This window comes from Streptomyces tibetensis, assembly GCF_040647715.1.
GTDB classification, from domain to species: domain Bacteria; phylum Actinomycetota; class Actinomycetes; order Streptomycetales; family Streptomycetaceae; genus Streptomyces; species Streptomyces tibetensis_A.
Map to the genome: position 1 here is coordinate 449,573 of NZ_JBEZCR010000006.1, position 15,861 is coordinate 465,433.

Below are 15,861 nucleotides of genomic sequence, written 5' to 3' on the forward strand. Positions count from 1 at the left end.
AGCTGCTGTCCTCAAGGCGTGTAGGCCAGTTGGGGGACGGTGAAGCAGGTGCGGTTCATGTCGCCCTGGCTCACCCAGCCCCTGCCGTCCTGCCAGCGGGCCACCGACAGGCAGGTCCGGCTCGTCCTCGGCGGCTCGGGCAGGCGCGCGAACCGGACGGGGAGCAGCAGCCCTCCGGCGGTGTAGCCCTGGCTGCGGTTCATGTACGAGTCGACGCACACGCGCGTGATGCCCGTCGCCGCGCAGGACTTCGCCGCGTCCGTGAACCACCGCGCGGCCGCCCACCCCTCCAGCTGCCACTGGGAGTGCGTCTTCAGGTCCTTCGTCGCCTCGCGGAACTCCCGTACGGCCGGGTCCCCGGTGTCGTCGAAGTTGCGGCTGGCGCCCGTCGCCCAGAGGGCGTTGCGGCAACGGGGAGCGTCCTTGTAGTCGTCGGGGACGGTGGACGTCCAGTTCTGCACGTTGGTCACCTTGGCGGTGACGTGGGCGCCCGCCTCGTCCATGGCCTGGCAGAGCTGGGCGTTGCCGTGCGCGTCGATGGCGTCGAAGACCAGGTCGGCGCCCTGCTCCTTGAGATCGGCGGCGACGGCGCGGAAGTTGGGCAGGGCGAAGTCGACCTGCTCGGTGACGACCTTGTAGCCCTCGGCGCGCAGGCCCCGTTCGACCAGCCGGGCGTAGGCGGCCGAGGCGGACTGGTTGTAGGAGACGACGGCGGCGGTGCGGGCGCCGTGCTCGCGTTTGAAGTAGCGGTAGACCTCGGTGCCGCCGTAGAGCCTGCCGTCCCAGCCGGGGGTGCCGTGGCGGGGCGCGAGGCTGCCGTAGATGCCGTAGAGGTGCGGGTAGGTGTCGTAGGCGGCGTCGATGGGCTGCCCGCCGATGTCGGGTACGCGCGCGCGTGCGACGCGGGAGGCGCCCGCGTAGTCGAGCGCGGTGGTGGCGACCAGGGCGACGACCTCGTCCTCCTCGACGAGTTTGTGCACGCACTCGTTGTTGCCGACGCCGCTGCCCCCGTCGTCGCAGCGGTGTACCTCGATGCGGCGTCCGTCGATGCCGCCGCGCTCGTCGAGCCGGTCGAAGAAGGCCGTGGCACCGTCACGCGGGCCGGTGAAGGCACTGCCGCCGACGGGGCTGGTGGCGCTGGTGATGACGCCGACCCGCAGGGGCGCGGACTCGTGGGGCGGCGGGGTGCGGTCGTCGTGCCGGAAGTCGCTCTCCGGGAGGCGGCTGCCGCAGGCCGCGCTCAGGGAGAGCAACAGGACCGCGGCGAGGATCTCAGCAACCCGGGACCGGCGACCCATTACCGCTCATCTGCACCAGCGAGCACAGCGTCTTGACGGACACCTTCCACACGCCGCCCTGTTCGACGGCCGTACCGGAGGCGTCCGGCAGGGCGGTGGCGCCCTTGAGAGTGAGCGTGTACGTCACGTCCGCGCCGGTCGCCGACGTGAACTGGACCTTGGTGACCTTCGCCTCGACCTGCCCGCCACGGGCGTCACCGCTGAAGGCCTTGAGGACGGGTGCCATCCGTTCGCCGTTCTCCAGGACGGCCAGCTTGTCCTCGGGGAGGGTCTTCGGGTCGAAGAACTTCTGCCAGTTCTGCCTGATCTCCTGCTCGGCCGCGGCCCGGTCCGCCGGCGCGCTCGCCGGCGCGCTCGTGGTGCGCTCCGCGGTCGGTGTGGACGGGGTGCTCGCGCTGCCGCCGCCGTAGTCGTCGCTGCATGCCGCGAGGGCCGGGGCGAGGGCCAGAACCAGGGCGGCCGCGATGGCCGTGCCCCGTCCCGCGGTGCGTGAACCCCCCGTCGCGTTCCCCCGCCTGAGGTCGCTGCCGAGAACCATCTGGCTCACCACCGGGTGTCGGTCCGGGCCATGTGCGCCCGGTGCTTTCAGGGTCAGCTTCCACAGGGCATAGTGCAAGCGATCGGCGGACTTGAACAGGCAGCCCGACGCACGCACAGCCGAATCCGACGTGTGGGAGCCAGCGATGCGGACCAGCCGACTGCGGACCGTGCATCCCGTCCTGTGGGCCGGCTGGGCCGCCCTGGCCGCCGGCGCGGTGCTGTGCGCCGTGGGCTGGTACGGAGTCTCCGGCGAGCGTTACGCCGAACGGCAACTGCCCTACCTTGCCTCCTGCACCGTCCCCGGGGCCGCGCTGATCATCGCCGGGGCGGTGCTGCTGGCCCAGGGCAGGGGCTCGGTCGCCGCCGCACGCGTGGAGGAGCTGTACGGCCTGCTGGTGGAGGCCGGTCCTGCCGAGCCGGAGGCGACCGCGCGGGCGGTGCTCGGGCCCCTCGCGGTCAGCGGCGAGCTGCTGATGGTGCCGGGCGGCACGCTGTGGCACCGCGCCGACTGCCCGCTGGTCGCCGGCCGGGCGGAGGCGGTGCCGGTGGACTCCGAGCTGGTGGCGAGCAGCGAGCTGGCCCCCTGCCCGATCTGCGAGCCGGCCGAAGAAACCGACTGATGTCGTCGCTGACGTACGACCTCACGCTCGCCGGGCTCTCGGTCGGCAGCGCGGCGGCGCTCACCGGGATCGGCCTGATCGTGACGTACCGCGCGACCGGGGTGCTGAATTTCGCGCACGGCGCGATCGCCATGGTGTGCGCGTACGTGCTGCGGCAGTGCGTGGTCGAGTGGGGCTGGCCGCTGTGGCTCGGGGCCGCGGTGACGCTGCTGGTGCTGGCACCGGGGCTGGGGGTGGCCCTCGAACGGTTCGTCTTCCGGCCTCTGGCGGCCCTGGGCGGCGATCCCGCGCAGACGCTGGTGGCGTCCATCGGGGTGTTCGTCCTGCTGGTGGGCGCAGCGGCGCTGCTGTGGGGGCAGGGGGCACGGGACGACGCCCCGGTGCTGGTGCCGGACGAGCCGTGGGGGCAGCTGGCCGTGGTGCTGCTGCTGGCCGCCTTGGTCGCGGTGGTGGTCCGCCGGACGCGGTTCGGGCGGGAGCTGCGGGCGGTGGTGGACGACCGGCGGCTCGCGGTGCTGGGCGGCATCGACGCGGACCGGGTCGCCGCCACCGGCTGGGCGTTCGGTTCGTTCACGGCCGGCCTGACGGGCGTGCTGCTGGCGCCGTACGTGCGGCTCGACCCGTACGGTCTCTCGCTGCTCGTGATGGAGGTCGTGGCGGTCGCGGTGGCGGCCCGGATGCGCAGCCTCACCGTCGCGGTGGTGGTGGCGCTGGGCATCGGGGTGGCGCAGAGCCAGCTGACGCGGCTGCATCCGTCGGGCTGGGCCGAGCAGCTGCTCCAGGCGGTCGGCACGAACCTGTTCGTCGTCACGCTGCTGGTGGCGGCGCTGGTCCTGCCGGGCGTCGGGGAGCGGGACGCGCTGCCGCGCACGGCCACGGCGCGCGCGGCGACCCCGGGCGCCTGGATCGTGGTGCTGGTGCTGTTCCTGCTACCGCTGGGGCTCGCGGGACGGGATCTGCACACCTCGGTCCAGGTGCCGGCGTTGGCCGTGATCCTGCTGTCCCTGGTGGTGGTCACCGGACGCGGCGGCCAGATCTCCCTGGGGCAGGCCGCGTACGCGGGGCTGGGCGCCCTGTTCACGGCGCTGCTGGCGTCGGGCCGCTTCCCGGGCCTGCCCCGTCTGCCGGAGCTGGCGGCCCTCGCGGTGGCGGTCGTGCTGGTGGCACCGCTCGGCCTGCTGACGGGCTGGCCGGCGATCGGCCGCCGGGGGCTGGCCCTGGCGCTGGCGACGTTCGCGGTCGGGGTGGGGGTGAGCCGCTTCGTCTTCGCCCAGCCGTACGCCACGGCGGGGCTCACCCTCGGCCGCCCGGCGGGCTTCGACGGGGACCGGGCGTACTACGTCCTGGAGCTGATCCTGCTGGCGGTCGCGCTCCTGGCGACGCACGCGCTGCGCCGGGGGCGGACGGGCAGGGCCCTCGCCGCCATGCGGGACCACGAGCGGGGCGCGCAGGCGGCGGGTGTCCGGGTGCCGTCGCTGAAGCTGCTGGCGTTCGTCGCGGGCGCCGCGCTGGCCGCGCTGGGCGGCGCCATGCTCGGCATGGGGCTGCGGGCCTTCGACGCGGGCGCCTACGACCCGGTGCGGGGCCTGCTGTGGTTCGCGGCGGTGGTGGTGCTGGGCGCCGACAGCACGCTCGGCGCCCTCGCCGCAGCGGCTCTCCTGGTCGGGCTGGACGCGGGCACCCGCGGCGGGGTCGCGGCGGCCCTCGTCGGCATCCTGGCGATCCTGGTGGGCCGCTTCCCGGGCGGCCCGTACGAGGCCCTGCGCACGACGGCGGAACACCTGCGGCTGCGTCGCGCGCCGGCGCTGACGGAGGCGGGCCGGCGGGCCCGTGCGCTGCTGCACCCGGCGGAGGCACGGCCGGCACGGCCGGCTCCGGTGCCGAGGGGGGCGACGGGCGTGGCACGCAGCGGGGCGGGGGTGGGAGAAGCCGGCGTGCGCGATCGCCGAGACGGCGGACCCCGTCCGCAACGCCGCCCACCGGGCAGCGTCGTCCCCGGCCTGCCGAGCGCCGGCGGCACCCGGCCATCGGCTGTGCGGCCCGAGGCGACCCCGGGGCCGACTCGCGAGCCCTCCCCGGCCCCCCGGCCCACGGCGCCCCCCGAACCAACCGGCCAGATCGCGCAATCCCCCCGGCCCGAGACGGCCCCCGAGCCCTCCCGGGCCCCCCGTCGGCGCCGGGCGGTACCCGCCGGAGGCCCGCCCTCCATCGGCCCGACCGCCACGGCCCCCGCCGCCCCGCCCCTCCTCACCGCCCGTCACCTCCACGTCCGCTACGGCCACTTCACCGCCCTCGACGGGGTGGATCTGGCCCTCTCCCCCGGCCGGATCACCGCGGTCGTGGGGCCCAACGGGGCCGGGAAGAGCACCCTGTTCCACTGTCTGGCCGGGACGCTGCGGCCGGGTCGCGGGGCCGTGCGGCTCGACGGGCGGGACATCACCGCGCTGTCCGCCCAGGCCCGCACCCGCCTCGGTGTCGCACGGACCTTCCAGCAGCTGGCCGTCTTCCCCTCGCTGACCGTGGCCGAGAACGTCCGGGTGGGCGCCGAGCAGGGCCGGGTGGCCGACCCGAGCGCGGTCGAGCGCACCCTCAGGCTGTTCGGGCTCGACGGGCCGGTACGCGCCCGGCCCGCCGCCTCCCTGCCCACCGGGACGCTGCGCCGCGTCGAGCTGGCCCGGGTCCTCGCGGGCAGCCCACGTGTCCTCCTGCTGGACGAGCCCGCCGCCGGTCTCGACACCGCCGAAGTGGCGGCCCTGGCCCGGGTCCTGAAGGCCCTGGCCGCCGACGGCACCGCCCTCCTCGTCGTCGAGCACGACCTGGACCTGGTGGCCGGTCTCGCGGACGTCGTGCAGGTGATGTCCGCAGGCCGCATCGTCGCCTCGGGTCCGCCCGGGAACGTCCTGGACGTCCTGGAGCAGGGGGCCGGCCGATGACGACGCTCTCCCTGCGCCACGCACGCGTGCGCTACGGCCCCCTGGAGGCCCTGCACGGCATCACCCTCGCCGCTCACGGCCCGGGTCTCACCGTGCTGCTGGGCCGCAACGGATCCGGCCGCACCACTGCCCTCGACGCCCTGGCCGGCACGCTGCCCCTGTCGGGCGGCGCGGTGGTGTGGGACGGCACGGACGTGACCCGCGTCCCGGCGTACGAACGCGCCCGGCGCGGGTTGTGCCTGGTGCCGGAGCGGCAGGCCGTCTTCGGCTCGCTCACCGTGCGCGAGAACCTCGAACTCGCCGCGCGCGACCACGCCGTGGCCCTGGACGCCTACCCGCAGCTGCGGCCCCTGCTGGAGCGCAGGGCCGGCACCCTCTCCGGCGGCGAGCAGCGCATGCTCGCCCTCTCACGGGCGCTGCTCGCCCGCGCGCGCGTGGTGCTCGTCGACGAGCCCGCCCAGGGCATGTCCCCCGCGGTCGCGGCCCGGACGTACGCGCTGCTGGGCGCGCTCGACGCCTGTGTGGTGATCGCCGAGCAGCGGCTGCCGCCCGCCCTGCGGGGGCGGCCGGCCGTCGTCTACGAACTGCGTCGCGGGAGGGTCGTGTTCGCCGGGGAGGCGGGTGAGCTCACGGGCTGATACGCGACGCCCGCGTGCCAGACGTCGTGGGGCGGCGTACGGCCGGGCGGCCGGACGGGTCGGGCGAGTGGGCGGTCGGGCGAGTGGCATCGGGCCTGACCTCGTCCGGCCGGTCGGGCGGGTGGCATCGGGCAGAACCCCGTCCGGTCGGCCTGGGTGGCCGGACGGCAACACGCCTGAACCCCGTCCGGTCGGCCGACCGGACGGGGCCCGTGTCCCGGCGAGGGGGAGCAGCGGCTCAGAACCTGAGGCGCAGGCCGGGCACGATCACGTCGGGGTCCGCCCCGATGGCGGTCCTGTTGGCGGCGTAGAGGCGCTGCCAGGTGGTGCCCTGCCGGGCGGCGACGCCGCTCAGGGTGTCGCCCCGGCGGACGGTGTAGTCACCGCGGGAGGAGCCGCGGTCCGCGTGTTCCGCGGCGCGCGCGGGGGCCTTCGACGGCTTCGCCGCCGAGGGCTCGGTGGAGGTGACCGGGTCGGCGGCGGGTGCACCGCCGCTCGCCCCGGCGCGTGCCGAGCAGACGGGCCAGGCGCCCCATCCCTGGGCACGCTGGACCTTGGTGGCGACGGCGATCTGCTGGGACCTGCTCGCCCGGTCGGCGGTGGGCGCGTAGGCCGTGCCGCCGTAGGCGTTCCAGGTGGAGGGGGCGAACTGGAGTCCGCCGTGGTAGCCGTTGCCGGTGTTGATGTGCCAGTCGCCGCCGCTCTCGCACTGGGCGATGCGGTCCCACACTCCGCTGTCGGCAGCCGCGGCGTTTCCTGTCGCGGCCAGCAGTCCGAGGGGCGCGAGCAGTGCCGCCCCGGCGAGGACCGCCGTCGTACGAACCTGGTACTTCCGGGCGTCGGAGCGAGTGGTATCGGCACATTCGGACATGTAGGTCCCTTTCGAAACACCCGGGATCCCCCAAGGCGGAGCGCTGCTCCCGCGCCATGGGGCGCGAGGGTGGCGCTCACCCCGTCCACCGAAGCGGTGCCGTGCCCGGTTCCTGGGAACCGGGCGGCCGGTGGACGTACCCGAGCGGTGCTCGTTGCACACGGCGGAGGAATCTAAGGAGGTGGGCGGCCTGCATCAACCAGTCGCCCGTCCGGGCAGGCCAGTTCGCCGATACCTCGGGTAACGGCAATTTCCGGACACCCACTTCATTCGCGGATTTCCGGATTTGTCGACCAGCCACCCTCACGATCTGTGACCCACTTCACCCGACCAACGGCCTTTACAGTGCGGGTAGTTGACGGTGAGTGCGCGATTCCGCGCGAAGCGTGACTCCGTGCGCTGGATGGTTCGATTCCGTTCGCCCTGGGGCGTGACTCCCGCCACAGATCGCCCGTTGTCTTCTGCATGAGCCGGGACCTACCCGGACCACGGGCCGGGAGCCACCCGGCTTTGCCACACACCGCATCCCCGAGGGAGCCACCCGTGCCGCGCATGCTCGACGTCAGCGACGAGGTACGCGCCGAGATCGGCGACGAAGAAGCCGACCGCCTGCTCGCCGGAGAGACCGCCCCGGGCAGTTACGACTGCACGTCCTGCCGCACTCCGGGCGACTCCGCGCAGGAGCGCACCAGCACCGTCCTGTTCATCGGGGACGAGACCGCCGTCCTCGCCTTCGCCCACGCCGGCTGCCTGCCCTCGCAGGTCGTGCAGGTCACCGAGGAACAGCTGCGGGGCGCCGTGAAGTCCATCGCCGGCGACACGGTCGACCTGGAGCCCGACAAGGTGGTGCCCGAGCAGGCCGTGCTCGGCGTGACCAGCGGCCTCGTCCTGATCGGCGGGGAGCTGCACCCGGCCCTGGTGGTCGAGCCGACCGGGCCCATCGCCCGGCCCGGCGCGACCGGCGGCGGCGACGACTTCCTGCCGCTGCTCATCGAGCAGGGCTTCATGCCGCTGACCGAGCTGTCCGCCGTACCGCCGGTGCTGCACGGCTGGTCCGTGCTGCTCGCCGTGGGCCGGCTGCACGCGGTGCTCCAGCCGGGCGCGGCCGGCGGCCAGCCGGTGGCCTGGTGGCAGGCGCACCAGCCGCTCCAGGTGACCGAGGGGTGGCGGGCGGCCGCCAACAAGCACCAGCAGGTGCTGATGTTCGCCGCGCCGGCCGGCTCGATCGGCCGCCAGCCCCGCGAGGACCTGCTGCGGGACGCGCTGGACAAGGCGGCGGCGAACGGACAGCTGGTCGCCTCGGCGCTGCCGCTGGCCGGTACCTGAGCCGCGCGTCACCCGTCCACGCCGTCCACCTGCGAAAGCCGTACCCGGACCGCATCCCTTGACCCGCGGGGTCGTTTGGACATACGTGCACGCATACGACGTTCCCCGCCGCCAGTCCTTCTCGCCGATCCCGTCCGCGCGATCGGCTCAGGACTCCCCGTGCGGCCCATCGGCCACGCCGATCTACGACGCGCTCTACGCCGAGTACGTCAAGTCCTTCCGCGCACTGCCAGGCGACCGCAGCGGCGAGGAGAAGCTGGGCTTCACCGCCTTCGGGAACACCCCGCACGGTTCGGGCTCGTACGGAGGGACGTACGGCAGCTCGTACAGCGCCTACAGCGCGGGCGCCCAGAGCGCCCGCCACGCCGCCGGGCAGCAGCCACAGTGGCAGCGCGTCGGCACGTACGGCACCGGGACGTACGGCACGGGCACCCATGGCACCAGCGCGTACGGCACGGGGATGCACTACGTCCCGGCCGCCCTGCCGCCGGGACGGCGCGGCGGCAACTGAGCGAGCACCGGACACCGGAAAGGGCGGCCCCGTAGGGAGCCGCCCTTTCCGGTGCTTCGCGCTACTTCTTCTTGCCGCGCTTCTCGCGCACCCGCACGGAGATGTGGATCGGCGTCCCGTCGAAGCCGAACTCCTCGCGCAGGCGGCGCTCGATGAAGCGCCGGTAGCCCGCCTCGATGAAGCCGGAGGCGAACAGCACGAACCGCGGCGGCTTGGTACCCGCCTGCGTGCCGAACAGGATGCGCGGCTGCTTGCCGCCCCGGACCGGGTGCGGGTGGGCGGCGACCAGCTCACCGAGGAAGGCGTTCAGCCGTCCCGTCGGGACCCGGGTCTCCCAGCCCGCCAGGGCGGTCTCGATCGCCGGGACCAGCTTCTCCATGTGCCGGCCGGTGCGCGCCGAGACGTTGACCCGCGGCGCCCACGCCACCTGGCCGAGCTCGGTCTCGATCTCCCGCTCCAGGTAGTAGCGGCGCTCCTCGTCGAGGGTGTCCCACTTGTTGTACGCGAGGACGATCGCGCGGCCCGCCTCGACGGCCATGGTGACGATCCGCTGGTCCTGCACCGAGATGGACTCGGAGCCGTCGATCAGGATGACCGCGACCTCCGCCTTCTCGACGGCGGCGGCGGTGCGCAGCGAGGCGTAGTAGTCGGCGCCCTGCTGGAGGTGGACGCGCTTGCGGATGCCGGCCGTGTCGACGAACTTCCAGGTGACGCCGCCGAGTTCGATCAGCTCGTCGACCGGGTCGCGGGTGGTGCCCGCCAGCTCGTTGACGACGACGCGCTCCTCGCCCGCCACCTTGTTCAGCAGGGAGGACTTGCCGACGTTCGGGCGGCCGATGAGGGCGATACGCCGCGGGCCGCCGAGACCTCCCCCGCCGAAGGTCTGCCGCGGCGCGTCGGGGAGCACCTCCAGGACCTGGTCGAGCATGTCGCCGGTGCCGCGGCCGTGCAGCGCGGAGACCGGGTGCGGCTCCCCCAGGCCCAGCGACCACAGGTAGGCCGCGTCGGCCTCGCCGCTGGGGCCGTCCACCTTGTTGGCGCAGAGCACGACCGGCTTGCCGGCCTTGCGCAGCAGCCGGACGACGGCCTCGTCGGTGTCGGTGGCGCCGACCTTGGCGTCGACGACGAAGACGACCGCGTCGGCGGCCTCGATGGCGTACTCGGCCTGGGCGGCGACGGAGGCGTCGATGCCGAGGACGTCCTGCTCCCAGCCGCCGGTGTCGACGACCTTGAAGCGGCGGCCCGCCCACTCGGCCTCGTAGGTCACCCGGTCGCGGGTGACGCCGGGCTTGTCCTCGACGACCGCCTCACGGCGCCCGATGATGCGGTTCACCAGGGTCGACTTGCCGACATTCGGGCGGCCGACGACGGCGAGCACGGGAAGCGGGCCGTGACCCGCCTCCTCGATGGCGCCCTCGACGTCCTCGAGGTCGAAGCCCTCCTCCGCGGCGAGCTCCATGAACTCCGCGAACTCGGCGTCGCCGAGCGCCCCGTGGTCGTGCTCGTGGGCGCCCTCGGACGCGTCCGAGCCGTCGGGCTGGATGTGGTCGTTCATGAAGTCCGTACCTCGTCGTTCATTCGTGGTGGTCGGTGGAGTACCCGGTGGTCCGGGCTGATCCACTACTCAGTGTCGCCTAGCGCCTGGTGAGGTGCCTGGCGTTTTCCAGGTGGGCGGCCAGCTGCTTCTGGATGCGCCCGGTCGCCTCGTCCAGCGCCTTGCGGGTCCGGCGGCCGCTGCCGTCGCCCGCCTCGAAGGGCTCACCGAAGACGACGTCGACGCGGGAGCGCAGCGGCGGCAGCCCCTTTATCAACCGTCCCCGCCGCTCGGAACTTCCCAGCACGGCCACCGGCACGATCGGGGCGCCGCTGCGCACCGCGAAGTACGCGAGGCCGGCCCGCAGCGAGGCGAAGTCGCCCTCGCCCCGGGTGCCCTCCGGGAAGATGCCGAGCACGCCGCCGCTGTCCAGGACGCCCAGCGCGCGGGTGATCGCCGTGCGGTCGGTGGTGTCGCGGTCGACCTTGACCTGCCCGATGCCGAGCAGGAAGGGGTCCAGCGGACCGATGAAGGCTTCCTTCTTGATCAGGAAGTGCGTCGGCCGGGGCGCCACGCCCATGACCATGGGGCCGTCGATGTTGTGGGAGTGGTTGACCGCGAGGATCACCGGGCCGCTCGCGGGCACCCGCCAGGCGCCGAGCACGCGCGGCTTCCACAGCCCGTACATCAGGCCGACGCCGATGCGCCGCCCGACCTCGGCACCCCGCGCCGAAGGCAGCTCGGTCACTTTCCGGCCCGCTTCTCCTCGACGAGGGTGACGACGCACTCGATGACCTGGGCCAGCGTGAGCTCGGTGGTGTCCACCTCGACGGCGTCGTCCGCCTTGGCGAGCGGGGAGGTCTTGCGGCTGGAGTCGGCGGCGTCCCGCTTGATCAGGGCCTCACGGGTGCTGTGGACGTCGGAACCCTTCAGCTCACCGCTGCGGCGGGCGGCGCGGGCCTCCGGGGAGGCGGTGAGGAAGATCTTGAGGTCGGCGTCGGGCAGCACGGTCGTGCCGATGTCGCGGCCCTCGACGACGATGCCCTTCTGCGCGGCGGCGGCGATCGAGCGCTGCAGCTCGGTGATCCGGGCGCGCACCTCGGGCACCGCGCTGACCGCGCTGACCTTGGAGGAGACCTCCTGGGTGCGGATGGGAGCCGAGACGTCCACACCGTCGACCGTGATGGCGGGGCCCTCCGGGTCGGTGCCGGAGACGATCTCGGGCTTGCCCGCCACGGCGGCGATGGCGGACGGGTCGTCTATGTCGATGCCGTTGCTCACCATCCACCAGGTGATCGCCCGGTACTGGGCGCCGGTGTCCAGGTAGCTCAGCCCGAGCTGGGCCGCCACGGCCTTCGAGGTGCTCGACTTGCCGGTGCCGGCGGGGCCGTCGATGGCGACAATCACTGGCGTGGCGCTTTCCACAGTGGGGACCTTCCTGAACAGGGCTCGGCGGGGGTGAGGGCGCGAGTGCCCCGCACAAGGTTACTGGGTGCGGGTCACTCGTCCGGCCGCGCGTCCGGGACGGCCGCACAGAGCTGCCCACGGCGGCGCCCGCCCACATCCGGTCCGTGGCCGACCGCGGCGCCCAACCCCACCCAGCCCGTCCGGCGCTTGAGGACGTGGCCGTTCAGGCCGAAGCGGGGGGCCGGGGGCGGCAGCCCCCGGAACCGGCCCACCGACCGCACCCCTACTGCCGGAGAGCCCAACCCCGTTCCCGCAGCGCGGCACTCAGCACCGGGGCCGCCTTCGGCTCCACCATCAACTGCACCAGACCGGCCTGCTGCCCCGTCGCATGCTCGATGCGTACGTCCTCGATGTTGACGCCGGCCAGGCCCGCGTCGGCGAAGATCCGTGCCAGCTGCCCCGGCTGGTCGTCGATGAGCACGGCCACGACCTCGTAGGCCCGTGGCGCGGACCCGTGCTTGCCGGGGACGCGCACCTGGCCGGCGTTGCCGCGCCGCAGCAGGTCCTCGACCCCGCCGGCGCCCTCGCGACGCTTGTGGTCGTCGGACGACTGCAGGGCGCGCAGGGCCCGCACGGTCTCCTCCAGATCCGCGGCGACGTCCGTGAGCAGGTCGGCGACCGGCCCGGGGTTCGCGGAGAGGATGTCGATCCACATCCGGGGGTCGGAGGCGGCGATCCTCGTCACATCACGGATGCCCTGCCCGCACAGCCGCACGGCGGCCTCATCGGCGTGCTCCAGGCGCGCGGCGACCAGGCTGGAGACCAGGTGGGGCATGTGCGAGACGAGGGCGACGGCACGGTCGTGGGCGTCGGCGTCCATCACCACCGGCACGGCGCGGCAGTGCGAGACCAGCTCCAGGGCGAGGTTCAGCACCTCGGTGTCGGTGTCCCGGGTCGGGGTGAGCACCCAGGGGCGGCCCTCGAAGAGGTCGCCGGTAGCGGCCAGCGGGCCGGACTTCTCCCGGCCCGACATGGGATGCGAGCCGATGTAGGCGGACAGGTCGAGACCGCGTGCCTCCAGCTCACGGCGCGGCCCGCCCTTGACACTGGCGACGTCCAGGTAGCCGCGTCCCGCACCGCGCCGCAGCGCGTCGGTGAGCACGTCGGCCACGTGTGCGGGCGGGGCGGCGACGATCACGAGATCGACGGGCCCGTCCGGCGCCTCGTCCGTGCCGGCGCCGAGCGCGGCGGCCGTACGGGCCTGTTCGGGGTCCGGGTCGGCGAGGTGCACGCTGACGCCGCGCTGGGACAGGGCCAGGGCGGCGGAGGTGCCGATGAGGCCGGTGCCGATGACGAGTGCGGTCCTCACTGGGCGATGTCCTTGCGCAGGGCGGCCGCGGCGCCGAGGTAGACGTGGGCGATGCCGGCCCGGGGCCGGTCGGACTCGATGTGCGCGAGGACGCGGACGACTCGGGGCATGGCGCCCTCGATGTCCAGTTCCTGGGCGCAGATCAGCGGCACGTCGACGATGCCCAGCTTGCGGGCGGCCGCGGCCGGGAAGTCGCTGTGCAGATCGGGCGTGGCCGTGAACCAGATGCTGATCAGGTCGTCGGCGGCGAGATCGTTGCGCTCCAGGATCTCCGTGAGCAGGGCTCCGACCTGCTCGTCCATGTGCCCGGCCTCGTCCCGTTCCAGTTGGACGGCGCCCCGGACCGCTCGTACCGCCACGGCGATGCTCCTTGCTGACGTGCGTGTCGCTCTACGTCCGACCAGCCTAGTCAGCCCGCGCGACCCGGGTGCGCGTCGCCCGCCCGATGAGACGCCGGGGATGACACCTTTGGGTAAGTTCAGTGCCTAGATAACGAAAATTCCGATTTACCCCCTTCGACACGTTCGGAGTGACGACATGACCTACGAGACCACGCGCCGCGCGGTTCTCCTCGCGACCGGCGCCACGGGTGCGGCGGCACTCGTCGCGGCCTGCGGCGGGGGCGGCGACGACGGCGGTTCCGCGTCGACGGGCTCCCCCACCGGTCAGGACACGACGGGCGGCCCCGCCGGGCAGGTCCTGGCCAACCTCGACGAGATCCCGGTCGGCGGCGGCAAGATCTTCGCGGACGAGAAGGTCGTGGTGACCCAGCCGGAGCAGGGCCGGTTCAAGGCGTTCTCGGCGATCTGCACCCACCAGCGCTGCACGGTGGGGTCCGTCTCGGACGGCACGATCAACTGCCCCTGCCACGGCAGCAGATTCAAGATCGCCGACGGCGCGGTGGCCCACGGCCCGGCCACCCAGCCGCTGCCCGCCGAACAGATCACCGTGGAGGGGAACTCGATCCGCCTGGCCTGAGGGCCCGCGCCCGGCACCGGGCCGTCACGCGTCCCAGAGCGCCCCGAGGGTGAGCAGGTCGCTCCGGTACTCGACGCGGTCGGCCCACTCGGTGGGCCAGGCCTCCGCACCCAGGTACGCGCCCGCGAAGGCGCCCGTCAGGCAGGCGATCGAGTCCGAGTCGCCGGCGGTGCAGGCAGCGCGGCGCAGGGCCGTCACCGGCTCGTCGACGAAGAGCAGGAAGCACAACAGCCCGGTCACCAGGGCCTCCTCGGCGACCCAGCCCTCGCCAGTGGCCAGACACGGGTCGGTCTCCGGCGAGACGCTGCGCACGGCGTGCCGGAGGCGTTCGAGGACCTCCAGGCACTCGTCCCAGCCGCGGGCGATGAACTGCCCGGGGCTCGGGTCCCCTGCCCGCCGCCACAGGTCACCGAGCCAGCGCTCGTGGTAGTGACTGCGGTTCTCCAGGGCGTACGAGCGGAGCAGACCGATCAACCCGGTCGGCTCGGCGCCCTGCGCGAGCAGGCGAACGGCGTGTGCGGTGAGGTCGGACGCGGCGAGCGCGGTGGGGTGCCCGTGGGTGAGGGCGGACTGCAACTGGGCAGCCCCCGCGCGCTGTTCGTCACTGAGTCCGGGGACCAGGCCCAGGGGTGCGACGCGCATGTTGGCGCCGCAGCCCTTGGACTCGATCTGGCTGGCGTCCTGCCAGGGGCGGGATTCGTCCTTCAGCAGGTAGCAGGCCTTCATGCAGGTGCGGCCGGGAGCCCGGTTGTTCTCGGGGGACTGGTACCAGTCCACGAACTCCTCCCGCAGGGGCCGGGCCAGTCGCAGCGGGGTGAGCAGCCCCCGGTCCATCGCCGTCCGCACCGCCCGGCCGAGCGCCAGGGTCATCTGGGTGTCGTCCGAGACGAAGGCGCGCCTCGGCAGCTCCATCTGCCGCCACGGCCCGCACTTGGTGAGGATCGAGGGGACGTCGTTGAACTCGGTCGGAAAGCCCAGCGCATCCCCGAGCGCGAGACCCGTGAGCGCTCCGGTGGCTGCCTGCTTGTGGACGAGCGTGGTCATGCTGGGCGTCCTTCCCGGGTGGGCCGGAGGAGAGGTGGATGAAGGGCGGTGGCGGCTCCGGCGCGGTACAGCGCGGCGGGCTTGCCACGGCCGCCGGTCAGCCGCGCTGCGCCCGGGACGGCTTCGACGAAACCGGGGGTGGCGAGCACTTTGCGCCGGAAGTTGGGACGGTCGAGCTCGGTGCCCCACACGGTCTCGTAGACCTTCTGGAGCTCGCCGAGGGTGAACTCGGGCGGGCAGAAGGCGGTGGCGAGGCAGGTGTACTCGAACTTGGCGCCGACACGGTCGTGGGCGTCGGCCAGGATGCGGTCGTGGTCGAAGGCCAGCGGCCCCGCCGTACCGTAGGGCACCCAGCGGGCCTGCGCGGCGTCGCTGCCGCCGTGCGCCTCGGGTGCGTCGGGCAGCAGCGCCGCGAAGGCGACCGACACGACCCGCATCCGGGGGTCGCGGCCGGGCTCGCTGTAGGTCCGCAGCTGCTCCAAGTGCAGGCCGGACACGTCGGACAGGCCGGTCTCCTCGGCGAGTTCACGCCGGGCGGCCGTCTCCGCGGACTCGTCCGGCTGCACGAAACCGCCGGGCAGGGCCCAGCGCCCGGCGTACGGCTCCTGTCCGCGCTCGACGAGCAGCACGTGGAGCGCGCCGCCCCGGAGGGTGAACACCGCGAGGTCGACGGTCACCGCGAAGGGCTCGTGGGCGTACTTGTCGTAGCCGTCCATGACGAACACCCCCTTTTATAGTCAGCAAGACTATAAAAGGGGGTGCCGGTCGCTCACAAGCCCCGGAGAGAAGCGG

16 protein-coding genes are annotated in these 15,861 nt (G+C 73.7%); 6 read left to right on the forward strand and 10 right to left on the reverse strand.

Features of this window, described 5'->3' with window-relative positions; genetic code table 11:
* Positions 1-11: 11 nt before the first annotated feature.
* Both AB0B29_RS19185 and AB0B29_RS19190 read right to left on the reverse strand, forming a co-directional pair.
* On the reverse strand, positions 12-1,298 hold the full coding sequence (locus tag AB0B29_RS19185; protein WP_362240912.1) for an ABC transporter substrate-binding protein: 1,287 nt from the start codon (positions 1,296-1,298) through the stop codon (positions 12-14).
* The gene (locus AB0B29_RS19190) at positions 1,273-1,836 is read right to left on the reverse strand and encodes a hypothetical protein (protein WP_362240915.1); all 564 of its coding nucleotides are present in this window, start codon (positions 1,834-1,836) and stop codon (positions 1,273-1,275) included. The genes AB0B29_RS19185 and AB0B29_RS19190 overlap by 26 nt, the downstream gene beginning before the upstream one ends.
* Positions 1,837-1,981: 145 nt before the next feature.
* Here AB0B29_RS19190 and AB0B29_RS19195 point away from each other — a divergent pair, with 145 nt between their 5' ends.
* From AB0B29_RS19195 to AB0B29_RS19205, 3 genes are read left to right on the forward strand one after another with little or no spacing between them, the layout of a single operon-like run.
* Complete coding sequence (locus tag AB0B29_RS19195; RefSeq protein WP_362240918.1) at positions 1,982-2,458, forward strand: hypothetical protein; 477 nt, start codon at positions 1,982-1,984, stop codon at positions 2,456-2,458.
* Positions 2,458-5,391 (forward strand): ABC transporter permease subunit, encoded by a 2,934-nt coding sequence (locus tag AB0B29_RS19200; RefSeq protein ID WP_362240921.1) that lies wholly within the window; start codon positions 2,458-2,460, stop codon positions 5,389-5,391. Before AB0B29_RS19195 ends, AB0B29_RS19200 begins: the two co-directional genes overlap by 1 nt.
* A complete protein-coding gene (locus AB0B29_RS19205; protein ID WP_362240923.1) occupies positions 5,388-6,029 on the forward strand; it encodes an ATP-binding cassette domain-containing protein in 642 nt (213 codons plus the stop codon). The genes AB0B29_RS19200 and AB0B29_RS19205 overlap by 4 nt, the downstream gene beginning before the upstream one ends.
* A gap of 238 nt (positions 6,030-6,267) precedes the next feature.
* Here the strand turns inward: AB0B29_RS19205 and AB0B29_RS19210 are convergent, their stop codons facing one another.
* Positions 6,268-6,900, reverse strand: a complete 633-nt coding sequence (locus AB0B29_RS19210; protein ID WP_362240926.1) for a transglycosylase family protein — start codon at positions 6,898-6,900, stop codon at positions 6,268-6,270.
* 543 nt (positions 6,901-7,443) lie between these two features.
* Here AB0B29_RS19210 and AB0B29_RS19215 point away from each other — a divergent pair.
* Positions 7,444-8,226, forward strand: coding sequence for a hypothetical protein (locus AB0B29_RS19215; protein ID WP_362240928.1), 783 nt, complete (start codon positions 7,444-7,446; stop codon positions 8,224-8,226).
* A gap of 85 nt (positions 8,227-8,311) precedes the next feature.
* On the forward strand, positions 8,312-8,737 hold the full coding sequence (locus tag AB0B29_RS19220; protein ID WP_362240931.1) for a hypothetical protein: 426 nt from the start codon (positions 8,312-8,314) through the stop codon (positions 8,735-8,737).
* A 61-nt stretch (positions 8,738-8,798) separates the two neighbouring features.
* Here AB0B29_RS19220 and der read toward each other — a convergent pair whose 3' ends face one another.
* From der to aroH, 5 genes are all read right to left on the reverse strand, one after another.
* Positions 8,799-10,292: a ribosome biogenesis GTPase Der gene (gene der, locus AB0B29_RS19225; protein ID WP_362240934.1), complete on the reverse strand. Its 1,494-nt coding sequence runs from the start codon at positions 10,290-10,292 to the stop codon at positions 8,799-8,801.
* A 79-nt stretch (positions 10,293-10,371) separates the two neighbouring features.
* Positions 10,372-11,019, reverse strand: coding sequence for a lysophospholipid acyltransferase family protein (locus tag AB0B29_RS19230; protein ID WP_053672310.1), 648 nt, complete (start codon positions 11,017-11,019; stop codon positions 10,372-10,374).
* Positions 11,016-11,696 carry a (d)CMP kinase gene (cmk, locus tag AB0B29_RS19235; RefSeq protein ID WP_362240937.1) on the reverse strand — a complete coding sequence of 227 codons (681 nt, stop codon included), beginning with the start codon at positions 11,694-11,696 and terminating at the stop codon, positions 11,016-11,018. The genes AB0B29_RS19230 and cmk overlap by 4 nt, the downstream gene beginning before the upstream one ends.
* 265 nt (positions 11,697-11,961) lie before the next feature.
* Positions 11,962-13,047 (reverse strand): prephenate dehydrogenase, encoded by a 1,086-nt coding sequence (locus AB0B29_RS19240; RefSeq protein ID WP_362240940.1) that lies wholly within the window; start codon positions 13,045-13,047, stop codon positions 11,962-11,964.
* Positions 13,044-13,406, reverse strand: a complete 363-nt coding sequence (gene aroH / locus AB0B29_RS19245) for a chorismate mutase (RefSeq protein ID WP_184844540.1) — start codon at positions 13,404-13,406, stop codon at positions 13,044-13,046. Before aroH ends, AB0B29_RS19240 begins: the two co-directional genes overlap by 4 nt.
* Positions 13,407-13,584: 178 nt before the next feature.
* Between aroH and AB0B29_RS19250 the strand changes: the two genes are divergently transcribed.
* Positions 13,585-14,025, forward strand: coding sequence for a Rieske (2Fe-2S) protein (locus AB0B29_RS19250; RefSeq protein ID WP_362240942.1), 441 nt, complete (start codon positions 13,585-13,587; stop codon positions 14,023-14,025).
* A gap of 24 nt (positions 14,026-14,049) precedes the next feature.
* Here the strand turns inward: AB0B29_RS19250 and AB0B29_RS19255 are convergent, their stop codons facing one another.
* Both AB0B29_RS19255 and AB0B29_RS19260 read right to left on the reverse strand, forming a co-directional pair.
* Positions 14,050-15,069 carry an ADP-ribosylglycohydrolase family protein gene (locus AB0B29_RS19255; RefSeq protein ID WP_362240944.1) on the reverse strand — a complete coding sequence of 340 codons (1,020 nt, stop codon included), beginning with the start codon at positions 15,067-15,069 and terminating at the stop codon, positions 14,050-14,052.
* Positions 15,066-15,785, reverse strand: coding sequence for an NUDIX hydrolase (locus AB0B29_RS19260; protein ID WP_362240946.1), 720 nt, complete (start codon positions 15,783-15,785; stop codon positions 15,066-15,068). Before AB0B29_RS19260 ends, AB0B29_RS19255 begins: the two co-directional genes overlap by 4 nt.
* Positions 15,786-15,861 lie beyond the last annotated feature (76 nt).

Bases quoted from the DNA above. Each gene is read 5' to 3' on its own strand.
- AB0B29_RS19185 (WP_362240912.1), bottom strand. From the start codon at position 1,298: ATGGGTCGCCGGTCCCGGGTTGCTGAGATCCTCGCCGCGGTCCTGTTG.
- AB0B29_RS19190 (WP_362240915.1), bottom strand. From the start codon at position 1,836: ATGGTTCTCGGCAGCGACCTCAGGCGGGGGAACGCGACGGGGGGTTCA.
- AB0B29_RS19195 (WP_362240918.1), top strand. From the start codon at position 1,982: ATGCGGACCAGCCGACTGCGGACCGTGCATCCCGTCCTGTGGGCCGGC.
- AB0B29_RS19200 (WP_362240921.1), top strand. From the start codon at position 2,458: ATGTCGTCGCTGACGTACGACCTCACGCTCGCCGGGCTCTCGGTCGGC.
- AB0B29_RS19205 (WP_362240923.1), top strand. From the start codon at position 5,388: ATGACGACGCTCTCCCTGCGCCACGCACGCGTGCGCTACGGCCCCCTG.
- AB0B29_RS19210 (WP_362240926.1), bottom strand. From the start codon at position 6,900: ATGTCCGAATGTGCCGATACCACTCGCTCCGACGCCCGGAAGTACCAG.
- der (WP_362240934.1), bottom strand. From the start codon at position 10,292: ATGAACGACCACATCCAGCCCGACGGCTCGGACGCGTCCGAGGGCGCC.
- AB0B29_RS19250 (WP_362240942.1), top strand. From the start codon at position 13,585: ATGACCTACGAGACCACGCGCCGCGCGGTTCTCCTCGCGACCGGCGCC.
- AB0B29_RS19255 (WP_362240944.1), bottom strand. From the start codon at position 15,069: ATGACCACGCTCGTCCACAAGCAGGCAGCCACCGGAGCGCTCACGGGT.
- AB0B29_RS19260 (WP_362240946.1), bottom strand. From the start codon at position 15,785: ATGGACGGCTACGACAAGTACGCCCACGAGCCCTTCGCGGTGACCGTC.